This window comes from Stenotrophomonas sp. STEN021 (assembly GCF_056760175.1).
Genome location: NZ_JBRREH010000003.1, coordinates 58,716 through 83,276, shown reverse-complemented (window position 1 = coordinate 83,276; position 24,561 = coordinate 58,716). Strand labels below are relative to the sequence as shown.

Sequence of the window (24,561 nt, the reverse complement as noted above, 5' to 3'; positions counted from 1 at the left end):
CGACAATTCATCGTGCGCGAACGCAACCAAGGCAGCGCCGGGTTGCATGCAACCCGGCCTGAAACCACTGGATCAAACGCCCTGCAGCTGCGCCAGGAAACGCCGCGGCGCGCCGTCGAAACCACCGTTGGACATGAACACCACGTGGTCGCCCGCACGCGCGACACCACCGAGTTTGGCCAACAATGCATCGGTATCGTTGACTGCCTGCGCATCACCGCGCACCGCATCGATCACCTTGGTCGCATCCCACGGCAGCTCCGGCCGCGCCAGGAACACCACCGCATCGGCGATATCCAGCGACGGTGCCAGTGCATCCGAATGCGCACCCAATCGCATCGAATTGCTGCGCGGCTCCATCGCCACCACGATGCGTGCATCGCCAACCTTGGCGCGCAGGCCTTGCAGCGTGGTGTGAATCGCGGTCGGGTGATGGGCGAAATCGTCGTAGATGGTGATGCCCTGCGCTTGGCCGATCACTTCCATGCGCCGCTTGACGCTGTGGAAGCCAGCCAGGGCCGGTGCCACGCTGGCGACGTCGACACCCACCGCATGTGCAGCGGCCAACGCAGCCAGTCCATTGAGCACGTTGTGCCGGCCCAGCAGCGACCACTCCACGGCTGCCACTTCGGCACCACGGTGCAGCACGGCAAAGGCACTGCCATCCTGGTTGACCAGGCGCGCACTCCATTCCAGCGACGGATCGAAGCCGAAGCGCTCCACCGGCGTCCAGCAGCCCATCGCCAGCACTTCGGCCAGGTACTTGTCCTCGCCATTGACGATCAGACGCCCGCGACCGGGCACGGTGCGCACCAGGTGATGGAACTGGCGCTGGATCGCGGCCACGTCCGGGAAGATATCGGCGTGGTCGAATTCCAGATTGTTGAGAATGGCGACCAGCGGGCGGTAATGAACGAACTTGCTGCGCTTGTCGAAGAAGGCGGTGTCGTATTCGTCAGCTTCCACCACAAAAAGCGGTCGACTTGAAACTGATCGATCCGAAAGGATCGACGCATCCTCCCCTTCCCCCGCCGGGGGAAGGTGCCCCGAAGGGGCGGATGAGGGTAAGGCCTTACCCGCACTCCCAGCCAGCGACCTACCCAACCGCGCCGACACCCCGAAATCCTCCGCAACGCCGCCAATCAGGAAACCCGGCTCGCGTCCGGCCGCCTGCAGCAGGAACGACAGAATCGTGGTCGTAGTGGTCTTGCCATGGGTGCCGGCTACGGCCAACGTATCGCGCCCCGGCAGCACCTGCTCTGACAGCCATTGCGCACCCGAGGTATAGCGACGGCCCGAATCCAGCACCGCCTCCACTGCCGGGTTGCCCCGCGAGAGCGCGTTGCCCACCACTACCTCGTCGCAGTCGGGACTGATATTGCCCGGCAGATAGCCCTGCGACAGGCTGATCCCCAAGGTTTCCAGCTGGGTGGACATAGGCGGGTATACCGCCTGATCGCTGCCTTCGACCTGATGACCGAGTTCGCGGGCCAAAGCGGCCACGCCGCCCATGAAAGTGCCGGCAATGCCGAGAATATGGATCTTGCTCATCCCCAGATTGTCGCCGATGCGCCGGTTTAGGGGTATCCAGATCCAAGCTGAGCTGTATCCCCAACCGCCTGTAGGGGATTCCCCGATACCGTCACGCGACATTCACAATGAAAATACGTGACGCCAGCCTCAGTATCCCTCAGGTCCTACTCCCCAAGAGGCCATCCCCAGGGAGCTCATGCTGATGGGGCCGTGAGCACGCCCTTAGCTGGCTTTTTATAAGCGAAACGCCCGGTTCCAGCTCATGGACCCGGGCGTTTCTGTATGCGTGGCCGCCGCAGCGGATACGCAGATGGGCGCGGCGGTCAGCCGCCGGCGCCCTGCGTCATCAGCGCTTGATCGCCGCCAGGATGCGGGCCAGCACTTCGTCCAGCGCGCCAACGCCATCAACGCGCGCCAGGGTGCCCTTGGCGGCGTAGAAGTCGATCACCGGTGCGGTGGAATCGTTGTAGACCTGCAGGCGCTGACGCACCGATTCCGGGTTGTCATCGGCGCGGCCCTGCTCCTGGGCGCGACCAGCGATGCGCTCGACCAGCAGCTCGGTCGGCACTTCCAACTGCACGATGGCGTCCAGCGGCTGGTTCAGCTTTGCCAGCAGTTCGCCCAGTGCATTGGCCTGGGCCACGTTGCGCGGGTAACCATCAAGGATGAAACCCTTGGCGGTATCGGCCTGCGACAGGCGCGATTCCAGCATGCCCAGCAGGATGTCGTCGGACACCAGGTTGCCAGCATCCATCACCGCCTTGGCCTGCTTGCCCAGCTCGGTGCCGGCAGCCACTTCGGCGCGCAGCAGGTCACCGGTGGAAATGTGCGGAACCTGCAGATGTTCCTTCAGGCTCGTCGCCTGTGTGCCCTTGCCCGAACCGGGCGGTCCCAACAGAACCAATCGCATTCCTGACTCCCATATGTTTTGAGGAAACGGGACGGACAGCGGCGTTAGACTCATGGGCCGATTCACGCTGCACCGCAATATGTGCAGCTTACCGCATCCGGCCAATGTCCCGGAATGTCCCCCGCTCTGGAGAGTATTGCCCATGTCCAAAGGCACTTTGCTGTATGCCCAGTCCGGCGGCGTCACCGCCGTCATCAATGCCACCGCCTCGGCCGTCATTGCCGAGGCAAGGACCAGGAAAATCAAGGTGTTGGCTGCGCGCAACGGCATCCTCGGCGCATTGCGCGAGGAGCTGATCGACACCTCGAAGGAGTCGGCCGCCAACATCGCCGCGCTGGCCCACACCCCGGGCGGCGCGTTCGGCTCCTGCCGCTACAAGCTCAAGTCGCTGGACGCGGACCGCGCCAAGTACGAGCGCCTGCTGGAGGTTTTCAAGGCGCATGACGTGCGCTGGTTCCTCTACAACGGCGGCAATGACTCTGCCGACACCGCACTGAAGGTCTCACAGCTGGCCAAGGAATACGGCTACCCGCTGACCTGCGTGGGCGTACCCAAGACCATCGACAATGACCTGGCGGTTACCGACACCTGTCCGGGCTTTGGCTCGGCTGCCAAGTACACCGCAATCTCGGTGCGCGAGGCGGCGCTGGACGTGGCGGCGATGGCTGAAACCTCGACCCGCGTCTTCATCTACGAGGCGATGGGCCGCCATGCCGGTTGGCTGGCCGCAGCTGCAGGTCTGGCTGGCGAGAACCCCGACGATGCGCCGCAGATCATTCTGCTTCCAGAGCGTGCCTATGACGAGGCAGTGTTCCTGGCCAAGGTCAAGCAGACGGTCGAGAAAGTCGGCTTCTGCGTGGTGGTGGCCAGCGAAGGCATCCACACCGCTGACGGCCAGTTCGTCGCCGACGCCGGTGGGGCCAAGGATTCCTTCGGTCACACCCAGCTCGGCGGCGTGGCCTCCTACCTGGCCGGCAAGGTCAAGGCCGAACTCGGATACAAGGTGCATTGGACCCTGCCCGACTACCTGCAGCGCTCGGCCCGCCACATTGCGTCCAAGACCGACTGGGAACAGGCGCAGGCGGTGGGCAAGGCGGCAGTGCAGTTCGCACTGAGGGGACAGAACTCGGTGATGCCGGTGATCGTGCGCAGCTCGGATGTGCCGTACCGCTGGAAGATCGAAGCCGCACCGCTGTCCAAGGTCGCCAACCACGAAAAGAAGATGCCCGCCGGCTTCATCCGCAAGGACGGCTTCGGCATCACCGAGAAGGCACGCCGCTACCTGCAGCCACTGATCCGCGGCGAAGCGCCACTGCCGTATGGCCGCGATGGCCTGCCCAAGTACGTGACCTTGAAGAACGTCGCCGTCGCCAAGAAGCTGGCAGCTTGGGAAGGCTGATGCCGCGCCTTCGCCGGTGCTGTCCGCGGCCTCCGCGTCGCTTCACCTCTGGCAGCAGGGCGATGCAATACATCGCCCTGCTGCTGTGCATGGCGGCCGCGCAACTGGCCAGCGCCTACACACCGCAGGATGGCGACATCGTCTTCCACACCTCCACCTCAAGCCAAAGTGCAGCGGTGCAGGCCGCTACGGGCTCACGCTACAGCCATATGGGCGTTGTTCTGCTGCGTGGCGGCGAAGCGTACGTAATGGAAGCGGTGCAACCGGTGCGGTACACGCCCTTGCAGGCCTGGCTGGATCGCGGCGCGCAACGCCGCTATGTGATCAAACGTCCATCAAGGCCGCTGACACCGGCGAACAAGGCCCGGATGCACGCCGCCGCCACGCGCTATGTGGGTCGCCCCTACGACCTGGGCTTTGAGTGGTCTGACCAGCGCATCTATTGTTCTGAACTGGTGTGGAAGCTGTACCGCGACGCCGCTGGCATCGAGCTGGCACCACTGGCGCGCCTGGACAGCTTCAACCTGCAGACGCCGGTGGTCCGCAGCAAGCTGCACGAACGTTACGGCAGCCATGTCCCGGTGGCGGAACCGGTGATCTCACCAGCAGCCATCTTCGCCTCACCCGTGCTGCTGACGGTTGACCAGCGCTGACGAAACTACTGCGTAGTGCCGAGCCATGCTCGGCAGAGGCCTTCCCGGTAACGCCCAGCCGAGCATGGCTCGGCTCTACCAATCGATAGCCCCGGTAATGCCCCAGCCGAGCATGGCTCGGCTCTACAGGTGAGGCCTGAACACGCATTGCTTCAGGTGGGCGGCGCATTCTTCGCCCAAGGTCTCCACCCCGGCGGTGCAGCATGTTCCGCAAGATATTGATCGGGATGCTTGGCTTTCTCATCGTCTGCGGGTTGGCCGCGGCAGGCTACCGGGTTGGCCAGCAACTGGCGCAGCAGGACAGGACCGCGGCCGCTGGCTGATGCACTCCGGCTTCGGCCCTTCGCAGCCACCTCCCCTGACGCTGCTCCGGGAAGGCCGCCTGACACATTTCAAATGTGCTGCGCTCCGGCTACGATCAGCCATTCAGGCGGGGGGCCTATCAACATGTCGTCAGTCATATTCCGCTACGCCACGATGGCGCTGGTCCTGCACGCCACATGCGGCAGCGCAGCCGCCCAGCAACAAGTCTCACCGCCGGCCCTGTCAGCGGAGCAAGCCACCCTGACAGAGGTGACTGAAGCTGTTCCCGCAATTCCGTCGGGCACGCCTGTTTTCATTGAAATCGCCGAACCACTCGCGTCCTCCACACACAAGCGCGGTGACATTTTCGCCATCACCCTGGCGGAACCACTGTTGCTCGACGGTGTTGAGCGACTGCCCCGTGGAACCCGTGGGACTGGTCAGATCATCCACGCTGCTGCTGCACGCGGTGGTGGTGCCCCCGGCGAACTGCTGATCGCCGCACGCACGCTGGAAACGGCGCAAGGTCCGCTGCTGCTGCGCGGCTTCAAGCTCGGTGCCAGCGGGGACGACAACAGCGGCATGGCGATCGGCGTATCAATCGCTGCGGGCCCGTTCGCCATGTTCATCAGGGGCAGGGAGATCGTGATACCCGCCGGTACGCGCGGCGTCGCCAAAACCAAGGCTGCGCCAGCGCCCGCTGCAGGCGCAGCGCCCGCGGCCGACATCGAAGTCCGGGCCCAGCCAGGTGCCGCAAGCGCGGTCGACCCGGTTGCCACATCCCGGGACAACATCGATGCAACTGCGGTACCCGCCATTACATCCCAGCCGGAAACCCCGGTCCAACCCAAGGAGTAGTTCGATGCGTCTACGTTCGTGTGCGGTGGTCCTTTCTGCCAGTCTGCTCACCCCGTTCGCTGTGTTCGCGCAACAAGTGCAGGCACCGCGGGCTACCGACGCCGCTGTCACCGCGCAGGAAGCGCCTCCGGCCGACGCACCGTCAGCCACCGCCCCTGAAGAAGCTGAAGCCGCCGACACCTCGGCCACGCCAACGCAGGCTGCTGCCGTCGCCGACAGTCCTGTCGCAGGGGAGACCGCTGCCCACAGCGGGTTGATCGCCCCTGCACCCGCCGACAAGGCCCAGATCGTCTTCTTCCGCCCGTCAAAGTTCACTGGCGGCGCAATCGGCTTCAAGGTCCGCGAAGGTGAGCAGGAACTGGGCAAGCTGCGCAGCGGCAACTATTTCATCCACCTCGCTGAGCCAGGTACCCACGAATACACCGTCCACTCAGAAGCCAAGGACGTGCTGAGCATGGAAGTGGAAGAAGGCGAGACCTACTTCGTGCAGGGAACGATCACCATGGGGGTGTTCGCTGGCCGCCCCAACCTGTCACCTTCCGACGAAGGTACCTTCAATGGCATGGCCGACAAGCTGAAGCTGCGCGAATAAACAGCGCAACGGGAGAGCAGGCTTGATCCTGCCGCACTCAGCGGCAGGGTCTGCCTTCCATCTGCAGGCGCGCCGAATACGCCGGCAACGCCGCCAACCGCCCGGCCGCGGCCTGCGCCTTGGCGTCGCCCAGATAGACCCGGTTCTGGCCCTGCCCATCCAGGGCCACCTGCTGCCCGGCAGGCTTGCGCCACACCTCGATCACCGCCTGCTGCGAACTGCAGGACGCCGAGGGAATACGCGCCACTTCATTGAGCTTCCAGCCAGCCGCTTCGCTGGGATTGACCTTGCTGGCATCCAGGAACACCGCACGCGGCTGGCACTGCGGGCTGGTGCGCACCAACTGCATGTCATACGGCTGCGCCGCCGTGCCGGTGAAACGGCCTTCGATGCGGGTACAGGCTTCTGGAATCTGTCGCACGGTATGCACCGCGCCAGTGGCCTGCGCGCTGGCTGCCGGGCGTTCGATCTCGGGCTTGGCGGTGGCCGCCAACAACGGCAGCGGCGACAAGGCCGTCACGGCAAGAACTAGCAGGACTTTCATCGGCAGCGATTCCAGTTGGACAGAAGAGTGACGTTGCCAGCATCCGACTGAACCCAACAGCAAGCAGCGGTGGCTGGCGGTCGAGACAGCTGGCAGTCATACTCAGGCCGCCTCAGAGTGTTTGAACACAGCGACACGTACCACAGCCGCACGCGGCCCGGGTCTGTTCCAGTGCTTCGATCTACCCGGCGTGTCCCCGCTTCATCCACAGCTGGATGGCATCCACCAACGCTGGAGGGGTCATGCTCGAACAGTACGGTCTTGTGCTTTCGCTTGTCTGCGCTGCTGTCGCCATCGTCTACGGCATCATCTCGGCCCAATGGGTCCTACGACAACCTGCCGGCAACGCCCGCATGCAGGAAATCGCCGCCGCCATCCAGGAAGGCGCGCGGGCCTATCTCAACCGCCAATACCTGACCATCGCCATCGTCGGCGTGGTGTTGTTCGTGCTGGTCGGTGTTTTCCTCAGCTGGTACACGGCGATTGGTTTTGCGATTGGCGCGGTGTTGTCCGGTGCTGCCGGCTATATCGGCATGAACGTGTCGGTTCGCGCCAACGTGCGCACCGCCGAGGCCGCGCGCAACGGCATGAGCGCTGCCATGGATGTGGCGTTCCGCGGCGGTGCGATCACCGGCATGCTGGTGGTCGGGCTGGGCCTGCTCGGCGTGGCCGGTTACTACCTGATTTTGCAGCGCATGGGCCTGAGCCAGGCCGACAACCTGCACGCGCTGGTTGGTCTGGCGTTCGGCAGCTCACTGATTTCGATCTTCGCGCGCCTGGGCGGCGGCATCTTCACCAAGGGTGCAGACGTCGGCGCCGATCTGGTCGGCAAGGTCGAAGCCGGCATTCCCGAGGACGACCCGCGCAACCCGGCGGTGATCGCCGACAACGTCGGTGACAACGTTGGCGATTGCGCCGGCATGGCCGCTGACCTGTTCGAGACCTATGCGGTGACGGTGATCGCCACCATGCTGCTCGGCGGCATGATGATGGCCGAAGTCGGCCGCAACGCGGTGCTGTTCCCACTGGTGCTGGGCGGCGTGTCGATCATCGCCTCGATCATCGGCGCGTTCTTCGTCAAGGTGAAAGCCGGCGGCTCGATCATGGGCGCGCTGTACAAGGGCGTGATCGTCTCCGGCGTGCTGGCCGCGATTGCCTTCTGGCCGGTGACCACGCAATTGATGGCCGACTCCAGCCACGGCGCCACCAACCTCTATATCTGTGCCTTGATCGGACTGGTATTGACCGGTTTGATCGTCTGGATCACCGAGTACTACACCGGCACCCAGTACAAGCCAGTGCAGCACGTGGCACAGGCATCGACCACCGGCCATGGCACCAACATCATCGCCGGCCTCGGCGTGTCGATGAAATCCACCGCGCTGCCGGTGATCGCGGTCTGCGTGGCGATCTGGTCGGCCTTCCACTTCGGTGGCCTGTACGGCATCGCCATTGCCGCGACGGCGATGCTGTCGATGGCCGGCATGATCGTCGCGCTGGATGCGTACGGCCCGATCACCGACAACGCCGGCGGTATTGCCGAAATGGCCGAGCTGCCATCGGACATCCGCGACATCACCGATCCGCTCGACGCAGTGGGCAATACCACCAAGGCGGTAACCAAGGGTTATGCGATCGGTTCGGCGGCATTGGCGGCACTGGTGCTGTTCGCCGACTACACCCACAACCTGCAGGTGGCGCATCCGGGCGAGGCCTTCGCCTTCGACCTGTCCGACCACACGGTGATCATCGGCCTGTTGATCGGCGGCTTGATCCCCTACCTGTTCGGTGCGATGGCGATGGAAGCGGTGGGCCGTGCGGCTGGCGCGGTGGTGGAAGAAGTACGCCGCCAGTTCCGCGAGATCCCCGGCATCATGCAGGGCACGGCAAAGCCGCAGTACCACAACGCGGTGGACATGCTGACCCGCTCGGCGATCAAGGAAATGATCGTGCCTTCGCTATTGCCGGTTGCCGTGCCGGTGGTGGTCGGCCTGCTGCTCGGGCCGAAGGCATTGGGTGGTTTGTTGATCGGCACCATCGTCACCGGCTTGTTTGTCGCGATCTCGATGACCACCGGTGGTGGTGCCTGGGACAACGCCAAGAAGTACATCGAGGATGGTCACTTCGGCGGCAAGGGCAGTGAAGCGCACAAGGCCGCTGTCACCGGCGATACCGTTGGTGATCCGTACAAGGACACGGCCGGGCCGGCGATCAATCCCCTTATCAAGATCATCAACATCGTGGCTCTGCTCTTGGTGCCGTTGCTGTAGTTCTGACTGACAGCGAAAGGCGCCCTCACCCCAACCCCTCTCCCTCGCGGGAGAGGGGCTCTTGCGTCCGGCAGCGGGATGATCGGAAAGTGCACGGAGCCTTCCAACAGAGAGCAGCACTTGTGGGAGCCGCGTAAGCCGCGAAGCTGACATCGCATCAGTCAGCCGTAAAAAAGACAACACCACTCAGCCCGAACGCTTCACCGCATACACCCGACCATCATTGCCCCCACCGCAATAAAACAGCTCGCCGCCATCCGCTTCCAGCCCACTGACACTGATGCCTTCCGGCATCTGCAGGCGCTCAAGCACCGCACCGGTATCGGCCTGCAGGCGCCGGATGTCACTCTGCCCTGCCTCGCCTGTCGCGTGCCAGAGTTCCCCATCCACCCAGGTCACGCCGGTGACGAAACGGTCGGATTCAATCGTGCGCAGGATCTTGCCGTTGGCCGGATCGATCTGGTGAATCTTTCGCTGCCGGTATTGCCCCACCCACAGGCTGCCTTCCGCCCACGCCATGCCCGAATCCGTTCCATTGCCCGGTGCCGGGATCGATGCCAGCACCTCGCCACTTTGCGGATCGATCTTGTCGATACGCGCTTCGGCGATCTGCCAGAGATAGGTTCCATCGAACGCAGTGCCGGCGTCACAAGGCACAGCCAAGCTGCGCACTGTCCCGCCATCGCGCGGGTCGAAGGCCACCAGCGCCGCACCCGTTGCGGCCCAGACGTTTTTTCCATCGAAGCTGACGCCATTGATGGTGTCCGAACCGGCAAACGGGCCGTACTTGCGTAGCACCTCGGCAGGGCGGACCTTGGCCGCCGCAACCTCAGGATTCAGGGTTTGGGTATTCATCGCTGCGATCTCCTGGCATGTCCGCGATTGGCTGCCTGCCAGCGACACTAGTCAATCGGCAGCGCAGCAGGGAGTAACAAGATCGTCGTGAATCCGCTCAGCGGCACCGCGCGCCAACGCTGCGCTCGTCCGCGTCCAATCGCGTACACACGCCCTGCTGCCTCCAGCTCCAGCAGCGCCCGCTGCGCGTTGCGCTGGCTCTGACCCAAGGCCAAACCCAATGCCGAGGTCGACCAGGCCGCGCCATCGGCAAGCAACGCGAGCAGCGCGCCTTGTTCGCCCTCGATGGGCGGGAGCAATACCTTCACCGCGGTCGCCGAACAAGGCGACAGGCGGAAGCCAGCAGCAGTCGCTTCAATCTTCGCCTGCACCGCGATGAGCCCGCGCAGGCGACCTATTTCCACACGCAGCCGGGCGCGCAGCGTCTCGTCGTAGTGATGCATGGAAAATGCGCGGCTTATCAGCACATCGCGGTCAACCTCGCCCGGCCAGGCCTCGGCCAGCGCACGGGCAAGCGCGAACAGCACCGGACGCCTTGCCAGCGATTGCCAGCTTGCACCAAACCTGATGCCGCGCTGGCACCCATCAACGATCAGTGCGCCGGAATCCAACAGCTGCTGCACCTGATCGATACGCAGCAACTCATCCGCACCTGCGCCAAGGCAACGCGCAGCCGGCTGGTCCAACTTGATGCGGGCTGCGTCCACTTCCGCCTGCAGCGCCCCGACGCCTGCTTGCGCCGCAGCCATCCGTGCGCGTTCCAGCAGAACACCTGCCTGTGCAATCTGCATCCTGCGCAGCGCCAAGGTCGCAGCGGTCAGATCCGCCATGGCGCTCAGCGCTGGTTGCAGCTGCCTTCCCTGCAATCTGGCCAGCGCACGCGCTGCCTCATCCAGCTTGCCCAGCAGCAACAATCGCCGCGCCAGGATCAACCAGGCCTGCAATGCATTGGCCGCATCACCCTGCGCAGCAAGCACGGTCGCGATGGCCGACAGCGGTTCGGGGGTGCCGCCAAGTTCCCGCAGCGCCAGTGCCACTTCGGCTTCGGCCAGACCGCAGCGTGCGCGTGCGAGGACTTCGTGTGCGCCGAAACCACGTTGCGCGCGTCGCAGCAGCTCGCGTGCACGCGCCAGGTCGCCCAGCTGGGCCATCGCGATTCCGCGTAGCGCCAGTGCGGGGGGATCGTCACGCAATGCGACGTGCTTCAGCGCGGTGAGTACATCACCGGTGGCCAGGGCGCGTGCGGAAGCTGCGATGAGGGAGTCCATCTGCGCAGGCTAACTGCGGGCGGGCGTAGATGCACTTGTCTGCTCCTGCATCGTCGCAATAGCCGCGTAGAAGGTTGGCGTGCCCATGACCGTGAATATCTATCGACGCGACGCTTGGATGCCGTCGCGCTGCAGGATTACCGCCAGGAGCGCCCTCACCCCTACCCCCGCTCCGCGCCCAGGCCCTTGCGCTGGCGCAAGGTCGGTCGACGGGCAGCGAACCAGTGGTTCGCAAGCTGCCCCTCTCCCCCCGCCTTGCGGGAGAGGGGACAGCCCTGGTCGACAGGTCGCCCGGGGCTGTCGCTTATCTGCGATTGATGAAGAACTCCACCGGCACCATCACTTCCACAGGGTCGCCAGCCACATCCGCTGGCGGTGCTGGCACCGGTGTTGCGCGTGCCACCGTCTCCAGCGTGGCCTCGTCCAGGCTGTCATGACCGCTGCTGCGGCCGATCCGGGCATTGCTGACCCTGCCCTGCCTGTCCACGCTGAAGCGCACATAGGCCACGCCTTGCTGACGCAGACGCTCGGCCAAGCGTGGGTAGCGACGGTATTTTTCCAGATGCCCCAACAGCTGTCCTTGCCAGGTAACCGAGGCCTGCGCCTGTTGCCCGGCGGTGGTCTGCCGGGCGGCGTAGCGCTCACTGGGCTTGGCGCTGACATCCGGCGGCGCCAGGGTCTGGTCGACGCTATGGGCGTCGGAGGCAGGTACCTGTTCGCGCGGTTGCGGCGGCACGTACGCGTCAACCACCTCCGGCGCCTGCGGCGGTGGCTCGCGTTCCAGGCGCGGCGCCGGGGTCGGCTCGCTGCGTTGCTGCTCCTGCTGCGGCGGGCCTTGCGGGATCTCGGTTGGCGCGGCGGGTGGAGCTTCGGGCGTCTCGGCCAGGTCGACCAGTACCGCTTCCAGCGGTTGCTGGTCAGCCAGCACGGGCGGCGTGCGCAGACTCCACCACAGCGCCGCGCCGATGACCGCGGCGTGCAGCAGCAGCGCCAGCGCGAAACTGCCACCCCAGCGCAGGCGGGAGGATGCAGTAGCGGCGGTCACGGCGACTGCTCTACCCCGACCAGCGCCACTTTCAGGTAACCGGCGCGACGCAGCAGGTTCATGGCTTCCATCAGGTCGCCATAGCTGACCGAACGGTCGGCACGCAGGAAAATACCCTGCGAATGATCACCCTGGGTGCGTTTCTCCAGTTCCGCTGGCAGCGCGTCAGCCGACACCGCAGTCTCACCAACGCGCAGCGACAGATCCGCCTGCACGGTGAGGAACAGCGGTTCGGCATCGCGCGGCTGTGGCTTGGCGCTGCTGGCCGGCAGTTCCACCGGCACATCGACGGTGGCCAGCGGCGCGGCCACCATGAAGATGATCAGCAGCACCAGCATCACGTCGATGAACGGGGTGACATTGATCTCGTGCGCTTCGTCCAGCGCTTCGTCGTCGGACTCGCGGGAAGTACGGATTGCCATTGCCAGACCTCAGCGCGCGTCGCGCGGCAGCGCGCGGCCGCAATCCAGATCGCGCGAGACGATCTGCTGCACGCTGGCGGAGATGTCACCGCCCAGTGCACGCAGGCTCAGCAGGCGGCGACTGAAGTGGTTGTAGATCACAACCGCGGGGATTGCCGCGACCAGGCCCATCGCAGTGGCCAGCAAGGCTTCGGCGATGCCCGGTGCAACCACGGCAAGATTGGTGGTGTTGGACGCGGCGATGCCGACGAAGCTGTTCATGATGCCCCACACGGTGCCGAACAGACCGACGAACGGTGCCACTGCACCGATGCTGGCCAACAGACCGACACCGCTGCGCAGGCGCCGGCTGTTACCCAGCTCGATGCGCTCAAGCCGCGAGCCGAGACGTTCCTTGACGCCATCATGGCCCTGCGCATCGGCGGACAAGGCCAGCTCGGTACGCGCCGCACCCAGCATGCCGCGTGCAAGGTCCGATTGCTGCAGCAACGGCTGCGCCTCCGCACTATCGAGGCTGCCACTGACCTCCAGCACCTCGCGCGCAGCCTGCAGCTCACGGCCGATACGACCAAGCTCCAATGTCTTGGCGATCAGGACCGTCCAGGTTGCCAGCGATGCCAATGCCAGGCAGATCATCACCGCCTGCACCACCCAGTCGGCGGACTGGTACATGGCCCAGGGCGTGAGTGCCTGTGTGCTAGCGGTCGAGGAAATGTCAGCGTGCATGGAAAGATTCCGGATCGTCGTGGAAGAAAGTCGCACTGGCGATCTGGCTGGTGCGTTGAACGTGGTACGAACAGATGTCGCATCGGGCTGATGCAGGTGGAAGCGCGGCGACGGCGACGGCGACGGCGACGGACTGCATCATGGCTGCTCACCACCATCGGCCGGCTCCCGCGGGCTGGGCCGCGACAACACATAGGCAGCACTGGCCAGGAAGAAAACAGCCACCGGCACGGCCAGCTTCCAGCTCGGATGCGCACCGATGAAGAACAGCACATAGCCCAGCGCCATGCCGCCAGCGGCAAAGCACTTGCCCTTGCGGCTCACCGCACCCTGCTCGCGCCACAGCCGCAACGGCCGACCGTAGCGCGGATGCTGCAGCAGCCACGCTTCAAAGCGTGGCGAGGATTTGGAAAAGCACCATACCGCCAGGATCAGGAAGATGGTGGTCGGCATCACCGGCAGCAACGCGCCAATCACGCCCAGCGCCACCATCAACCATCCCATGCAGAACCACAGCCAGCGGATCACGTCGCTGCCTTCGTCGTGTCTGCTGGTGCGCCCGCCTGCATCAGGCGAATTCCTGCTCGACGTAGCCACGCACCGTACGGAACGCCGCATCGGCGCCTTCGATGGCCGCCGCTTCCTGCGCTTCGGTCATGCTGATGGCATCCAGCGACGCAGTGAACTCACGCCAGTGGCGGGCGGCGCCATCCGGATGTGCGGCCAGGTGACTGGCACCGAACTGCGCGCCCAAACCCAGCTTGCTGGCCAACTTGAACAGGATGGTGCCACCGAGGTTGGAGCCTTCAGCCACGTACAGCCAACCCAGCGCCTGCGGCAGCTCGATATCGTCGGGGATGACGGCGGCGCTGTCGGCGGGAACGTCCTGCTGCAGATCACCCAGATCAGCAACGATCTGCTGCAGACGCTGGCGCTGTTCCAGATCCGGCAACAGCGCGCGCAGCAGCGGCGTTGCATACAGCGCCTGGATGTCGCGGTGGAAACGGTATTGCACGCGCACGAACTTGGCGAAGCGCTCGCGGCTGGCAAAGATGTCCTCGGACATGATCCGCTTGTCCAGCGAATCGTGGGTGGTTCTGGTAGCCGCCTTCAGACGCTGGCTACGGGTGGGAGCTGCAATGGTTTCGGTCGTGGTCATGGTCTGCAACAACGAAGCGGAGGGGGAAACCGGCTGCCTCTTTTGATGAAAGGGCCGGTCGTCCTGATTGAGACGTCTGCCGGGGGCCTTCCCCCAAGTGGCCTGCACGGTGTGCTGCAACCGGTGATCCCGGCGCTGCCGCGCCGGGATCACCTGCTGCATCGATCACACCCTATCCATCAATAGCGGAAGGTCAGTGCCATCCGCGCGGTACGGCCTGGTGCCGGCAGGATGCCCAGCGCCAGCGGGTCCAGGTAGTAACGGTCGGTGGCGTTGTCCAGATTGACGTCCAGGTTCCACTGGTCGTTGAACGACCAGCTGGCGAACAGGTCGACGATGGTCGCCGGGCGGTACAGCTGCTGGATCGCCGACAGGCCGACGTTCCATTCCTTGTCCAGCTTGCTGATCGGGCCAGCGTTGTGCACCACGCGGGTACCAAAGGTCAGGCGCTCATCGAACAGGCGTGAACCCAGGGTCATGTTGACCGTGTAACGCGGCGGGTTCTGGGTATTGCTGTACGAACCCTCGAAGCCACCGTCCACGCAGTTCGGGGTGTTCTTCAGCTCCTCGATGTTGCGCTTGATGCCGTACTCACGACGCTCAGCGGCGATATCCGGCGCGCAGGTCTTGGCTTTGAAGTAGTAGTGCGCGGACAGGTCGGCGAACACCTTGCCTGCATCGTAGTTGGACTGGAACTCCATGCCTGACACCTTGAAGCGATCCACATTGCGGATCAGGCCGGCCGACAGCGTGCGGTAATCGCGGGTGATCAGGTCATCCACGCGGGTATCGAAGTAGGCCAGCTTCAGTGCCAGCTGGTCGCCATTGGCGAACAGGTCGTGCTTGATGGTGCTGGCGCCGATTTCCCAGCTGCCGGAGCGCTCGGGCTTCAGCTCGCCAACGGGTTTTGCGGCGGTGAACAGACCCAACGTCGTTTCGAACAGGCTCGGCAGCTTGGTGCCCTCGGCGTACTTGAGGTAGACCATGCTGTCGTCGTCGAAGTGGTAGGTAACGCTTGCAGTCGGTGAGAACGCACTGTCGCGACGCTTGATCGGCTTGGACCAGGTCCAGCTCACCGGCACCATCAGATCTTCGGCGGCATCGGCATCATGGAAGTTCCAACCGCCAATGTCGGCCACCGTGCCCTTCTTGTAAGGCGAGGCCAGCAGCGACGCTTCGGTGAAGTTGCCATTGGCATCCGGGTACCAGTTCAGCATCGCGATGCGCTTGGCACGCCATGACGGCAGGCTCGGGTCACCGTTGAGCAGCTGCGTGTAGCGGTACTGACCTTGGGCCTCGAACTTGTCTTCGGTCGCCAGGCGATTGCGGTCGTGCACATTGACCCGGTTCCAGCGGCCACCGGCAATGAACTCCCAATGTTCATTGGGTTCCCACTTGATCGATGCGACCGCGCTGTATTCCTTGCGCTCGGCGTTGCGCAGGAAGCGGTTGTTGACCAGATCGTCGTGCTTGATCGGCGAATTCGGGCGGATGTCCTCGTCGCTGAGCGACAGGCCGTAGTCGAAGGTGAACAGACCCGCGCTGGTTTCCAGCAGCGAGGTATTGCTCACGTCCATGCCGAAGCGCTGCTGCTTCAGCGGGTTGGCATAGGCATCCTTGTAGCCGGGGTTGCCGCTGAAGCTCGGCGCGTCGTACCACTCGGTGCGGCGGTCGAAGTACCACGGGGTGATGCCGGTGAGGCTGTTGTACATCAGGCTTTCGGCGTCGGTGTACCAGGCGTTTGCACGCAGGTCGACCAAGGCGCTGTCCGGATTGAAGCGGTAGCGCAGGCTGTAGCTGTCCATGTCGACATGGCCCGGGTCCCACTGTGGCACGCGGTCGCGGTCCACGCGGATGATCTGCGAGGCCATGATTTCGCCGGCAGTGCCTTCATAGCGGCGGTAGCCCAGTTCCAGCGTCTGCGCATCATCGATACGCCAGGTGCCCTTCAGCAGTGCCGACTCCGAACGCGAGGAAGTATTGAACACTTCCGTGCGCGGCGGGTTCAGCGGTGCCAGCGTGCGCCGGGTCTGCGGGAAGTCGTCGTAGCCGTGCTTGCCGCCAAAGTAGTTGCCGGTATCGCGCCAGGCATAGGCGGCGACCAGGTCGAAGCGATCCCAGCGCTGGGCCACGGCCACGTTGGCGAACTGGTTGCCGGTGGCGTTGCGGTCGGTACGTGGTGCGGCGCTGTAATCGGGCACGTTGTTGGCACTGTTGTTGGCCAGGCCGGTACGCACGCGGATGCCGCTGTCACGGCCTTCGCGCAGCACGTCATCCACTTTCAAGGTCTCCATCTCGACCACGCCACCGATGCCGCCGGAAGCATTTGCCTGCAGGCTCGGCCCCTTGGTGATGGTGATGTTGGAGATCAGGTCCGGATCGAGGTAGGTGCGCTGTGACTGGCCAGCGTAACCACGATAGGTATCCATGGTCGACTGGCCACCATCGATGATCACCGGGATGCGGCTTTGGCCCTGGATGCCACGGATGTTCACGTCCAGGGCATTGCCCACGCGTGGATCACCGGCGGTGACGCCAGCCACGCCCTTGATGATGTCGGCGGTGGAGGTGCCACGGAAGCGTTCGATGGTCTGCTGCGGGATGTAGGCGGTCGAACCGGTGGTGCGATAGGTATCGAGCAGGCGCGCGGCATCGCTGCCACTGCCTTCGCCACCGCGCTGATCGCCGGCCACGCTCAGGGTGCCGGTCACGACCAGGTTTTCCGCGTTCGCCCCCGCCGGCAGCTTTTCGAGAGTCACCGCGCCATTGCCGCTGCGGCGGGCAGCGAGGCCGGTGCCGCGCAGCAGCTGCTGCAGCGCCGCTGCCGGTGCCAGCTGGCCGGAAACCGGTGCCGAGGTCGCACCGTCAGCCAGGGCGGCGGCATAGGCCACCTGCACGCCGGACTGACGCATGTACTGGCCCAGCGCTGCGGCAAGCGGCTGCGCTGGGATGTCGAACTGTGCGCTGGCGCTGGCAACGGTGGCCTGCGCCATTGCGGGAATGGCGGGCGTCAGCACCGCCAGGCCGGCGGCCAGCATTGCAACGTGCAGACGGGACAGGCGCAGGCGTGGGCCGGCGCGGAAAGAACTGGGCATTGAAAATCCTGTTGTCGAAGCCGCAATGAGGCGGCGGAGGTTCGACGTACGTGGCGGCGGCTGAGGTACGGTCGGGGTTAAGACGAATGAGCCGGGCAAACCCCCAAGATCAATCGCCCAGCTCAGCTAGCGACGCGCTGGCAGCTCGTTTTCCTGTGCCTGCACGATGGCGATGCCGAACGGCAACCGCGTCACGCGCAAGCCACTGCCCGCAGCCAGCGCATCCAGCGCCTGCTCGGGTTGATCCAGACGCAACGCGGCATTGATCGGCGGCAACGCCGACAGATCACCACGCACGAATACATGGCCTGGCCGATAACGCCCCAACTCGGCCAGCACCTGCGTCACCGGCACGTTTTCCAACAACAACTCGCCGCGCCGCCATGCAGCGACGTGATCTGGTGCCAGTCCCGCGCCCAACTCGGCAACACCGCCTTTGCTCCAGCCAGCTGCCTGTCCGGCCTGCAGGTACATCCAGCCTTGATCCGGACGCGCCGCAACCCGCACGCGCCCCTGTTCGACCGCGGTATCGACGCGATCAGCTTCCCGGCTGACCACGAACGCGGTGGAGATATCCTCCACCACGCCATCACCAACCGTAACGCGGAATGGCGCGCCGGCTTGCGGCACAACCTCGAACCAGGCGCGCCCGCGCAGCAGCTCGATACGCCGCGTGGCCTCGCCGTAATGCACGGCAATGGCCGCGCCGGCATCCAGCACTGCGGTTGAACCGTCGGGCAGGTGGACATGCTGGATGGCCACGTCCGCGCGGTGGTCCGCGCGCATGCGCAGCGCCAGCTCCGGCGCCGACATCACCCCGCAGAACAGCGCCAACACCGCCATCGCCGCCAACCAGCGCCGTTGCGCACGCCGCGCCGGCCGCTGCGCTACCACCGTGGTCTGCGGGCGGGCGGCGAGGCTGCGCCAAAGCACCCGTTCATGTTCAAACGCATGGGGGTGCCCGGGCAGCAGCAACCATTGCTCGAACGCCTGCATGTCAGGCTCGCCCATGGTTCCCGATGCCAACCGCAGCAGCCAGTCGCGCGCCTGCTGCGCAACGGGATTCTCGGACGGAACGGGAGAGGACGGCGGGCGCATGGGCTGGCTCAGGTGGTGATGCTGTTGGTGGGTACGGACGGAATACAAGACGATTGGCAGCCCCGCATCCCCAAGGGTAGCTGCGGGGCTAGTTGCCGCTGCGCGCCCAGGCCAGGCGCTGCAGGGCCAGCCGCAGATGGTTTTCGACGGTGGTCACCGATACTCCCATGCGCCGGGCCACTTCCGGCTGGGTCAATCCCTGCAGGCGGTTGAGGCGGAACATGCTGCGGGTAGGCTCGGGCAAGTGCTCGGCAGCTTCCAGAACCCGAGCCAGCTCGTCCTGGGCCATCACCTGCTCTTCGGTGGACAGCACCTCGTCCGGCCCCCACAGGTAGTTCTCGGCCTGCAGGCGCAGGCGGCGGGTCCGCTCGCGGCCATGATCGGTGGCCAGATTGCTGGCCAAGCGGAACAGATAGGCACGCGGGTTGCCGATGACCTGATCGTTGCCAACCCCGCGCACCTTGAACCACACCCCCTGGATGACGTCGTCGGCAGCGCCGTCAGCGCCGAGGATCTGCCGCACCAGACGCAGCAAGGCCGGGCGTTCGCGGATCAGCAGTTCGGTCAAGGTGGTGGCGTTGCTGGGCATTGGAGGCGGCGAAGGCAGGACAGGCTGCCTGCACAAGGCGCCCTTGGGCGGGCAAGCATACATTGATAATGATAATAATTCTCATATGGGTTGCGCGACGATGTGTTCCTCGCACTCATCCGGCTTGGATCGCGCCGCCAGCGGCGGTTTGGTGCGTCGCAATAGCCGTGCGCGTAGAATGGAGCTCTTTTTCAACCAACAACGATTCGGAGTCAGCGCAATGGGCCTGAAACTGGTCTCGCCGGGCAAGAACCCGCCGGAAGAAATCAACGTCATCGTCGAGATCCCGAAGGATTCGGAGCCGGTGAAGTACGAAATGGACAAGGAAAGCGGCGCGATGTTCGTCGATCGCATCCTGTCCACGCCGATGCGCTACCCCTGCAACTACGGCTTCGTGCCGCAGACCCTGTGCGGCGACGGCGATCCGGCCGACGTGCTGGTGGTGCTGCCGCTGCCGCTGGTGCCGGGTTCGGTGGTACGTTGCCGCCCGGTCGGCGTGCTGAAGATGAGCGACGAAGCCGGTAGCGACGAAAAGATCCTGGCCGTGCCGGTCGCCAAGATCTTCAGCGGCTACGCCCACGTCGAAGACATCGCCCAGGTGTCCAGCCACTGGCTGGAGCGCATCGGCCACTTCTTCGAGCACTACAAGGACCTGGAAAAGGGCAAGTGGGTCAAGATCGAAGGCTGGGGCGACGCCGCCGAAGCCAAGCGCATCCTCAGCGAGGCGCACAAGACCTACCTCGCCACCCAGGAACAGGACGTCTGATTGTGCCGGCGCAGGGTCGTAACACTGGCCCTGCGTAGCGACAACCATCACGTTTTCCTGGTAGAGGGCATGACCCTTTGCCAGCAAGCAGCTACATTGGCAGGCCGGTTTCCGGCCTGTTTTTTGTGCGGCTTTTGCGTTTTGTCCAAGGGGAAGTGTCTTGCGAATCCTGTTAGTCGGCGGCGAAGCCAACCTGTCGGCCGAGCTGCTTGAGTACGTCGCCGATCTGGGCGATGAGTGGGAAGTACAGTCGGTCCCGGATGGCAGTGCGGCAATCGTTGCCGTGTCCTCGGCCACCATCGACGCGATCATCGTTGCGCCGGTACTGCCCGACCTGGCCCCGGCCACCCTGCTTGGGCAGATCCGGACGCTGCGTCCGGAAACCATCCGCATCGCACTGATCGACGGCGACAACAATCAGCGCGTGCCATCGGCCCGCATCATTGGCGTGGCCCATCGTTTCCTGCCGCTGCCACTGGCCCCGGAAGTGCTGCTTGAAGCACTGACCAGCCTGGAGGAACTGCGCGAACTGCTGGACAGCCCGCGCCTGCGCCAGACCATCGGCCGCATCGAAAAGCTGCCGTCTCCGCCACATCTGTACATCAGCCTGACCCACGCGCTGGAAGAGGATGAGGAAAGCGACTCTGCGGAGATCGCCAAGCTGATCGCAGCCGACCCGGCCATCGCCGCCAAGGTATTGCAGCTGTCCAACTCTGCGTTCTTCAACAGCGGCCGCGCCATCTCCGATCTGCGTGGTGCGGTGACCCGTCTGGGTATGGCTACCCTGCGTGACCTGGTATTGGCCAGTGAAGTATTCGCCCTGCCCGGCATGTCGGGACCTGAGCGCAACGCACTGCAATCACGCGCGCTGATGGCCTCACGCCTGGCCGCCAAGATGCTGCCTGCATCCAGCGCCGAGCTGGGCTCCACCGCCGCCCTGCTGGCCGATATCGGCCTGCTGTTGCCGGGCGTGCGCGACGAGCGCCTGCCTGCCGATGCGGATGACACGCGTCCCGGCCATGCCGAGGCCGGCGCCTATCTGATGGGTCTGTGGGGCCTGCCAATGCCGATCATCGAGGCGGTCGCGTTCCAGCTGCAACCGGGGCGTTCGAACGTGCGCAGCTTCTGGGTGGCCGGTGCCGTCCACGTCGCCACTGCGCTGGCCGCCGGTACCGCAGTTGATGAGCAGTATCTGGCCAATGTCGGTGTACTGCCCAAGCTGGAGCAGTGGCGGGCGATGGCCGATGAGCTGATGGGCTTGAGCCTGGAGGCCTGAGACTGCGCTTGGTTGCGCTGCAAACCCGGGATTGAATGACAACGGCCGCATAGCGGCCGTTGTTGTTTCTGCATATTGAAGGTGATTGACCTGCGCACGCAGCGTTGGCTGGCGTTGCACGGCTCATCCCGGCTGCGCCGCGCTTATCCGGGCTACGGGCCCACGGGGCTGCAGGTGTTGATGGATTACCTGTCGCCCTGCTTTCACTGCGCCACTGACTGGCGGGCAATGCACACCCTGCAGCAAGGATTACCCAGCGCGCAAAGAAAAAGGGTGGGCCTTACGGCCCACCCTTTGTCATGCATCACAGTGCTTCGATGGATCAGAAGCGCTGGGTGTACTTCAGGTACAGGAAGCGACCGATGTCGAAGCCGCCGTAGTACGCGAAGGCGCTGTTCGGTGCCGAGTACTGCAGCGCACCGCGGTGGTTGAACAGGTTGTTCGCGCCCACTGCGATGGTGGCATCCCACGGAGCCTTGTAGCTGACCTGCAGGTCATGGAACGTGTTCGAACCGGTGGTACGCAGCGGAGCCTTTTCACCGTTCTGGTAACGGTTCGGCTGGTCACACCAACCCTCGGCGGTGGTGATGCAGCTTTCCTTCATGCCCGAGTAGTAACGCGCGGTGTAGTTGACACCGAAGTCGCCGTACTCCCAATTCACGCCCAGGTTCGAGCGCACGCGGAAGATACCCGGAGAACCGACGTTGCCGATGGTGATGTTGTCACCAGCCTTGTTCTGGCCGGCTTCGTCGTACTTGGCGGTGTAGCTGGTCTGCGAGTCGATGGAGATCTGACCGAACGACATCTCCGGCAGACGGTACTTCACGCCCAGGTCGTAGCCTTCGGTTTCCATCTGGCCCAGGTTGGCCAGGCCATAGAACATCTCGCTGATGTGGCCATCGGCCGCACGCACGATACCGGCGCAACGGCTGCTGTTACCCAGCACGTAGCAATCACGCAGGATGCGGCTGACGCTGTCGGAGATGATCATGTCGCTGATCTGGTAGTTGTACCAGTCAAGCGAGATGTCCAGACCCTGCACCCAGCGCGGGCTCCACACCAGACCCATGGTCTTGCTCTTGGAGGTTTCCGGCTTCAGGTTCGGATTGGAACCAGACATGAACTGGTCCGGGGTAGCGCACGGCGAGGTGGTGCACGGCACATAACCCTGACCCAGCTGCACGTAGTTCGGGGACACGCCAGCGGCGGTGCATGCGGCATTGCCGGCAACACTGCCAGCCACGCCTACCGAGCAGGGATCGATGTAACGCTCGAAGCTCGCGCCAACGCCGCCGTACATGTTGTCGATCGACGGTGCACGGAAGCCTTCGGCGTAGGTACCACGGACCAGCAGTTCATCCAGCGGACGCCAGGTCACGCCGAACTTGCCGTTCACGGTGTCGCCGAAGTTGCTGTAGTCCGAGTAACGGCCAGCAACGTTGATGGTCAGTTCCTTGGCGAACGCCATGTCGGCCAGCACCGGGATGTTCAGTTCGAGGTAGACCTCGTCCAGATCATACTTGCCGTTGGTGGTGCTCTGCGCCAGACCGGTGTACTGGCCCGACTGCATGAACGCATCCGGCACGTAGCGTGCTTGTTCTTCGCGGTGCTCGATACCGAACGCGAAGCCCAGCTCACCAGCCGGCAGGGTCACGATCGAACCAGCCAGGTCAGCGGTGAAGGAGGTGGTCTTGGAGACGCCGGTGGTGGTGAAGGTCGGGAACAGGAATTCCTGCAGTTCCTTGTTGTCCAGCGAACCCGGGCCTGCAACGCCGATCGGCAGCAGCGGGTTCCATGCCAGGCAGCCGGCGATCGGCTTGGCCGCGGTGCCGCAACGGGCAACACCATTGGCGTCGATGAACGACTGGCCCAATGCCTGACGCGCAGCGATCAGGCTCATGTCGCCGTGATTGCTCTTGACCGACTCGTTGCGGTTGAACAGTGCGCCGACGTTCCAGTCGAACGACTTGCCTGCGAAATCGAAGAAGCCGCTGACCGACGGCGCAAAGCGCAGGGTCTTCAGCTGGCTGTCGGTGGTACGCGGCACTTCCGAAAGACGACGACGGAACTGGATTTCCTTGCCGATCGGGTTGAATGCCGAGTTGGCGGCCATCGGCGTGTTGATTGCTGCCGACTGCGACTGGTACGGGTAACCAGCGATCTGCTGGTCGGTGTTGCGCTCGTTGTACAGGATGTCCGCATTGAACGAGATGTTATCGGTGAAGTCGTACGTGCCATTGACGTACACCGACTTGCGCTCGATGCCGGTCTGCAGGCTCATTTCCGGGTTGGCGTTGGTGAACTCATCCTGGGTAATCGGATGGTAGTCAGCAACATTCTTCGGATCGCCACCTTGATTCAGGGTGCACCATGCGTCTGCACCGCCCGGGCCGCACGGACCAAGCCAGCTGCCCTTGTTGGTCAGCGCGCTCCAGTCAGCCGAGGTCGAGTTCGGGCCACGGCCGCCATCACGCGAGTACCAACGGTCACCGGCCATCACCGGATCCTGCTTGGAGTACTCAGCCGACAGGGTCAGGCTGCCACGCTCGCCGGTGGCGCCCATGGTGAAGGAGTACTGCTTCAGCTCACCGTCGCCTTCGCCGTACTGGCCGACATGGACGTTGGCTTCAGCACCGTCGAACTTCTTGCGGGTGATCACGTTGACCACGCCGGCAATGGCGTCCGAACCGTAGATGGCCGAAGCGCCGTCCTTCAGGACTTCAATGCGCTCGATGGCCGACATCGGGATCTGGCTCAGATCCTGGTAGCCACCCGAGGTAGCGCCCAGGCGCTTGCCGTTCATCAGCACCAGGGTGCGGTTGGCGCCCAGGTTGCGGATATCGATGTAGTAACCGCCCACGTTCTCGCCCGAAGCCAGCGATTCCGAACGCGAGATTGCCGGGGAACCGGCCGAGGTCATGTTCTGCAGTACGTCGGCCACCGAGGTGAAGCCCTGCTTTTCCAGGTTCTCACGGCTCAGGGTCAGGATCGGCTGCTGGGTCTCCATGTTGGCGCCGCGAATACGCGAGCCGGTGACTTCCAGGCGATCGAGGGTGGTGGCACCGGCAGCAGCTTCCTGCGCCGAAGCAAAAGACGGGGTCAAGGCAATAGCAATGCCGGCCGGGAGCAAGCCCAACCGCACTGCAGAATTACGAAGCTTCATCAATCTCTCCAAAGAGCTAAACAAACGACAAAGTTAG

Annotated in this window: 22 protein-coding genes; 7 read left to right on the top strand and 15 right to left on the bottom strand. The window is 64.3% G+C overall.

What is annotated here, in order from left to right; all coding sequences use genetic code 11:
• Nucleotides 1–72 precede the first annotated feature (72 nt).
• The gene (mpl, locus tag ACVOL0_RS01370; RefSeq protein ID WP_481547550.1) at nucleotides 73–1,551 is read right to left on the bottom strand and encodes a UDP-N-acetylmuramate:L-alanyl-gamma-D-glutamyl-meso-diaminopimelate ligase; all 1,479 of its coding nucleotides are present in this window, start codon (nucleotides 1,549–1,551) and stop codon (nucleotides 73–75) included.
• 328 nt (nucleotides 1,552–1,879) lie between these two features.
• Nucleotides 1,880–2,443 (bottom strand): adenylate kinase, encoded by a 564-nt coding sequence (locus ACVOL0_RS01365; protein ID WP_481547549.1) that lies wholly within the window; start codon nucleotides 2,441–2,443, stop codon nucleotides 1,880–1,882.
• A 142-nt stretch (nucleotides 2,444–2,585) separates the two neighbouring features.
• On the opposite strand from ACVOL0_RS01365, the gene ACVOL0_RS01360 reads away from it, so the two are divergent.
• From ACVOL0_RS01360 to ACVOL0_RS01345, 4 genes are all read left to right on the top strand, one after another.
• Nucleotides 2,586–3,842 (top strand): 6-phosphofructokinase, encoded by a 1,257-nt coding sequence (locus ACVOL0_RS01360; protein WP_481547548.1) that lies wholly within the window; start codon nucleotides 2,586–2,588, stop codon nucleotides 3,840–3,842.
• Nucleotides 3,843–3,904: 62 nt separating this feature from the next.
• The gene (locus ACVOL0_RS01355) at nucleotides 3,905–4,495 is read left to right on the top strand and encodes a YiiX family permuted papain-like enzyme (protein ID WP_481547547.1); all 591 of its coding nucleotides are present in this window, start codon (nucleotides 3,905–3,907) and stop codon (nucleotides 4,493–4,495) included.
• 447 nt (nucleotides 4,496–4,942) lie between these two features.
• Complete coding sequence (locus ACVOL0_RS01350; RefSeq protein WP_481547546.1) at nucleotides 4,943–5,656, top strand: hypothetical protein; 714 nt, start codon at nucleotides 4,943–4,945, stop codon at nucleotides 5,654–5,656.
• Between the two features lie 4 nt (nucleotides 5,657–5,660).
• Nucleotides 5,661–6,248, top strand: a complete 588-nt coding sequence (locus tag ACVOL0_RS01345; RefSeq protein WP_481547545.1) for a DUF2846 domain-containing protein — start codon at nucleotides 5,661–5,663, stop codon at nucleotides 6,246–6,248.
• A gap of 37 nt (nucleotides 6,249–6,285) precedes the next feature.
• Here the strand turns inward: ACVOL0_RS01345 and ACVOL0_RS01340 are convergent, their stop codons facing one another.
• Entirely contained in the window at nucleotides 6,286–6,792 is a 507-nt protein-coding gene (locus tag ACVOL0_RS01340; RefSeq protein ID WP_481547544.1) for a hypothetical protein, read from the bottom strand.
• Between the two features lie 242 nt (nucleotides 6,793–7,034).
• Here ACVOL0_RS01340 and ACVOL0_RS01335 point away from each other — a divergent pair, with 242 nt between their 5' ends.
• Complete coding sequence (locus tag ACVOL0_RS01335; RefSeq protein ID WP_481547543.1) at nucleotides 7,035–9,062, top strand: sodium-translocating pyrophosphatase; 2,028 nt, start codon at nucleotides 7,035–7,037, stop codon at nucleotides 9,060–9,062.
• A 186-nt stretch (nucleotides 9,063–9,248) separates the two neighbouring features.
• Here ACVOL0_RS01335 and ACVOL0_RS01330 read toward each other — a convergent pair whose 3' ends face one another.
• The 11 genes from ACVOL0_RS01330 to ACVOL0_RS01280 form a co-directional block, all read right to left on the bottom strand.
• Nucleotides 9,249–9,917, bottom strand: coding sequence for a glutaminyl-peptide cyclotransferase (locus ACVOL0_RS01330; RefSeq protein WP_481547542.1), 669 nt, complete (start codon nucleotides 9,915–9,917; stop codon nucleotides 9,249–9,251).
• A gap of 47 nt (nucleotides 9,918–9,964) precedes the next feature.
• Complete coding sequence (locus tag ACVOL0_RS01325; RefSeq protein WP_481547541.1) at nucleotides 9,965–11,185, bottom strand: helix-turn-helix domain-containing protein; 1,221 nt, start codon at nucleotides 11,183–11,185, stop codon at nucleotides 9,965–9,967.
• A gap of 304 nt (nucleotides 11,186–11,489) precedes the next feature.
• Nucleotides 11,490–12,230, bottom strand: a complete 741-nt coding sequence (locus tag ACVOL0_RS01320; RefSeq protein ID WP_481547540.1) for an energy transducer TonB — start codon at nucleotides 12,228–12,230, stop codon at nucleotides 11,490–11,492.
• Nucleotides 12,227–12,652, bottom strand: a complete 426-nt coding sequence (gene exbD / locus ACVOL0_RS01315; protein WP_481547539.1) for a TonB system transport protein ExbD — start codon at nucleotides 12,650–12,652, stop codon at nucleotides 12,227–12,229. The genes ACVOL0_RS01320 and exbD overlap by 4 nt, the downstream gene beginning before the upstream one ends.
• 9 nt (nucleotides 12,653–12,661) lie before the next feature.
• Nucleotides 12,662–13,378 (bottom strand): tonB-system energizer ExbB, encoded by a 717-nt coding sequence (gene exbB / locus ACVOL0_RS01310; RefSeq protein WP_481547538.1) that lies wholly within the window; start codon nucleotides 13,376–13,378, stop codon nucleotides 12,662–12,664.
• The gene (locus ACVOL0_RS01305) at nucleotides 13,368–13,520 is read right to left on the bottom strand and encodes a hypothetical protein (RefSeq protein WP_481547537.1); all 153 of its coding nucleotides are present in this window, start codon (nucleotides 13,518–13,520) and stop codon (nucleotides 13,368–13,370) included. Before ACVOL0_RS01305 ends, exbB begins: the two co-directional genes overlap by 11 nt.
• On the bottom strand, nucleotides 13,517–13,906 hold the full coding sequence (locus tag ACVOL0_RS01300) for a YbaN family protein (protein WP_481547536.1): 390 nt from the start codon (nucleotides 13,904–13,906) through the stop codon (nucleotides 13,517–13,519). Before ACVOL0_RS01300 ends, ACVOL0_RS01305 begins: the two co-directional genes overlap by 4 nt.
• A gap of 40 nt (nucleotides 13,907–13,946) precedes the next feature.
• Nucleotides 13,947–14,537, bottom strand: coding sequence for a biliverdin-producing heme oxygenase (locus tag ACVOL0_RS01295; protein ID WP_481547535.1), 591 nt, complete (start codon nucleotides 14,535–14,537; stop codon nucleotides 13,947–13,949).
• A gap of 179 nt (nucleotides 14,538–14,716) precedes the next feature.
• The gene (locus tag ACVOL0_RS01290; RefSeq protein ID WP_481547534.1) at nucleotides 14,717–17,632 is read right to left on the bottom strand and encodes a TonB-dependent receptor; all 2,916 of its coding nucleotides are present in this window, start codon (nucleotides 17,630–17,632) and stop codon (nucleotides 14,717–14,719) included.
• A gap of 126 nt (nucleotides 17,633–17,758) precedes the next feature.
• Entirely contained in the window at nucleotides 17,759–18,730 is a 972-nt protein-coding gene (locus tag ACVOL0_RS01285) for a FecR family protein (protein WP_481547533.1), read from the bottom strand.
• Nucleotides 18,731–18,818: 88 nt separating this feature from the next.
• Nucleotides 18,819–19,319 (bottom strand): RNA polymerase sigma factor, encoded by a 501-nt coding sequence (locus tag ACVOL0_RS01280; RefSeq protein ID WP_481547532.1) that lies wholly within the window; start codon nucleotides 19,317–19,319, stop codon nucleotides 18,819–18,821.
• A 220-nt stretch (nucleotides 19,320–19,539) separates the two neighbouring features.
• Here ACVOL0_RS01280 and ppa point away from each other — a divergent pair, with 220 nt between their 5' ends.
• Together ppa and ACVOL0_RS01270 are read left to right on the top strand one after the other, a co-directional pair.
• Nucleotides 19,540–20,085, top strand: coding sequence for an inorganic diphosphatase (gene ppa, locus ACVOL0_RS01275; protein ID WP_313173520.1), 546 nt, complete (start codon nucleotides 19,540–19,542; stop codon nucleotides 20,083–20,085).
• 160 nt (nucleotides 20,086–20,245) lie between these two features.
• Nucleotides 20,246–21,361: an HDOD domain-containing protein gene (locus ACVOL0_RS01270; RefSeq protein WP_481547531.1), complete on the top strand. Its 1,116-nt coding sequence runs from the start codon at nucleotides 20,246–20,248 to the stop codon at nucleotides 21,359–21,361.
• 322 nt (nucleotides 21,362–21,683) lie between these two features.
• Here ACVOL0_RS01270 and ACVOL0_RS01265 read toward each other — a convergent pair whose 3' ends face one another.
• Complete coding sequence (locus tag ACVOL0_RS01265) at nucleotides 21,684–24,524, bottom strand: TonB-dependent receptor plug domain-containing protein (protein ID WP_481547530.1); 2,841 nt, start codon at nucleotides 24,522–24,524, stop codon at nucleotides 21,684–21,686.
• Nucleotides 24,525–24,561 lie beyond the last annotated feature (37 nt).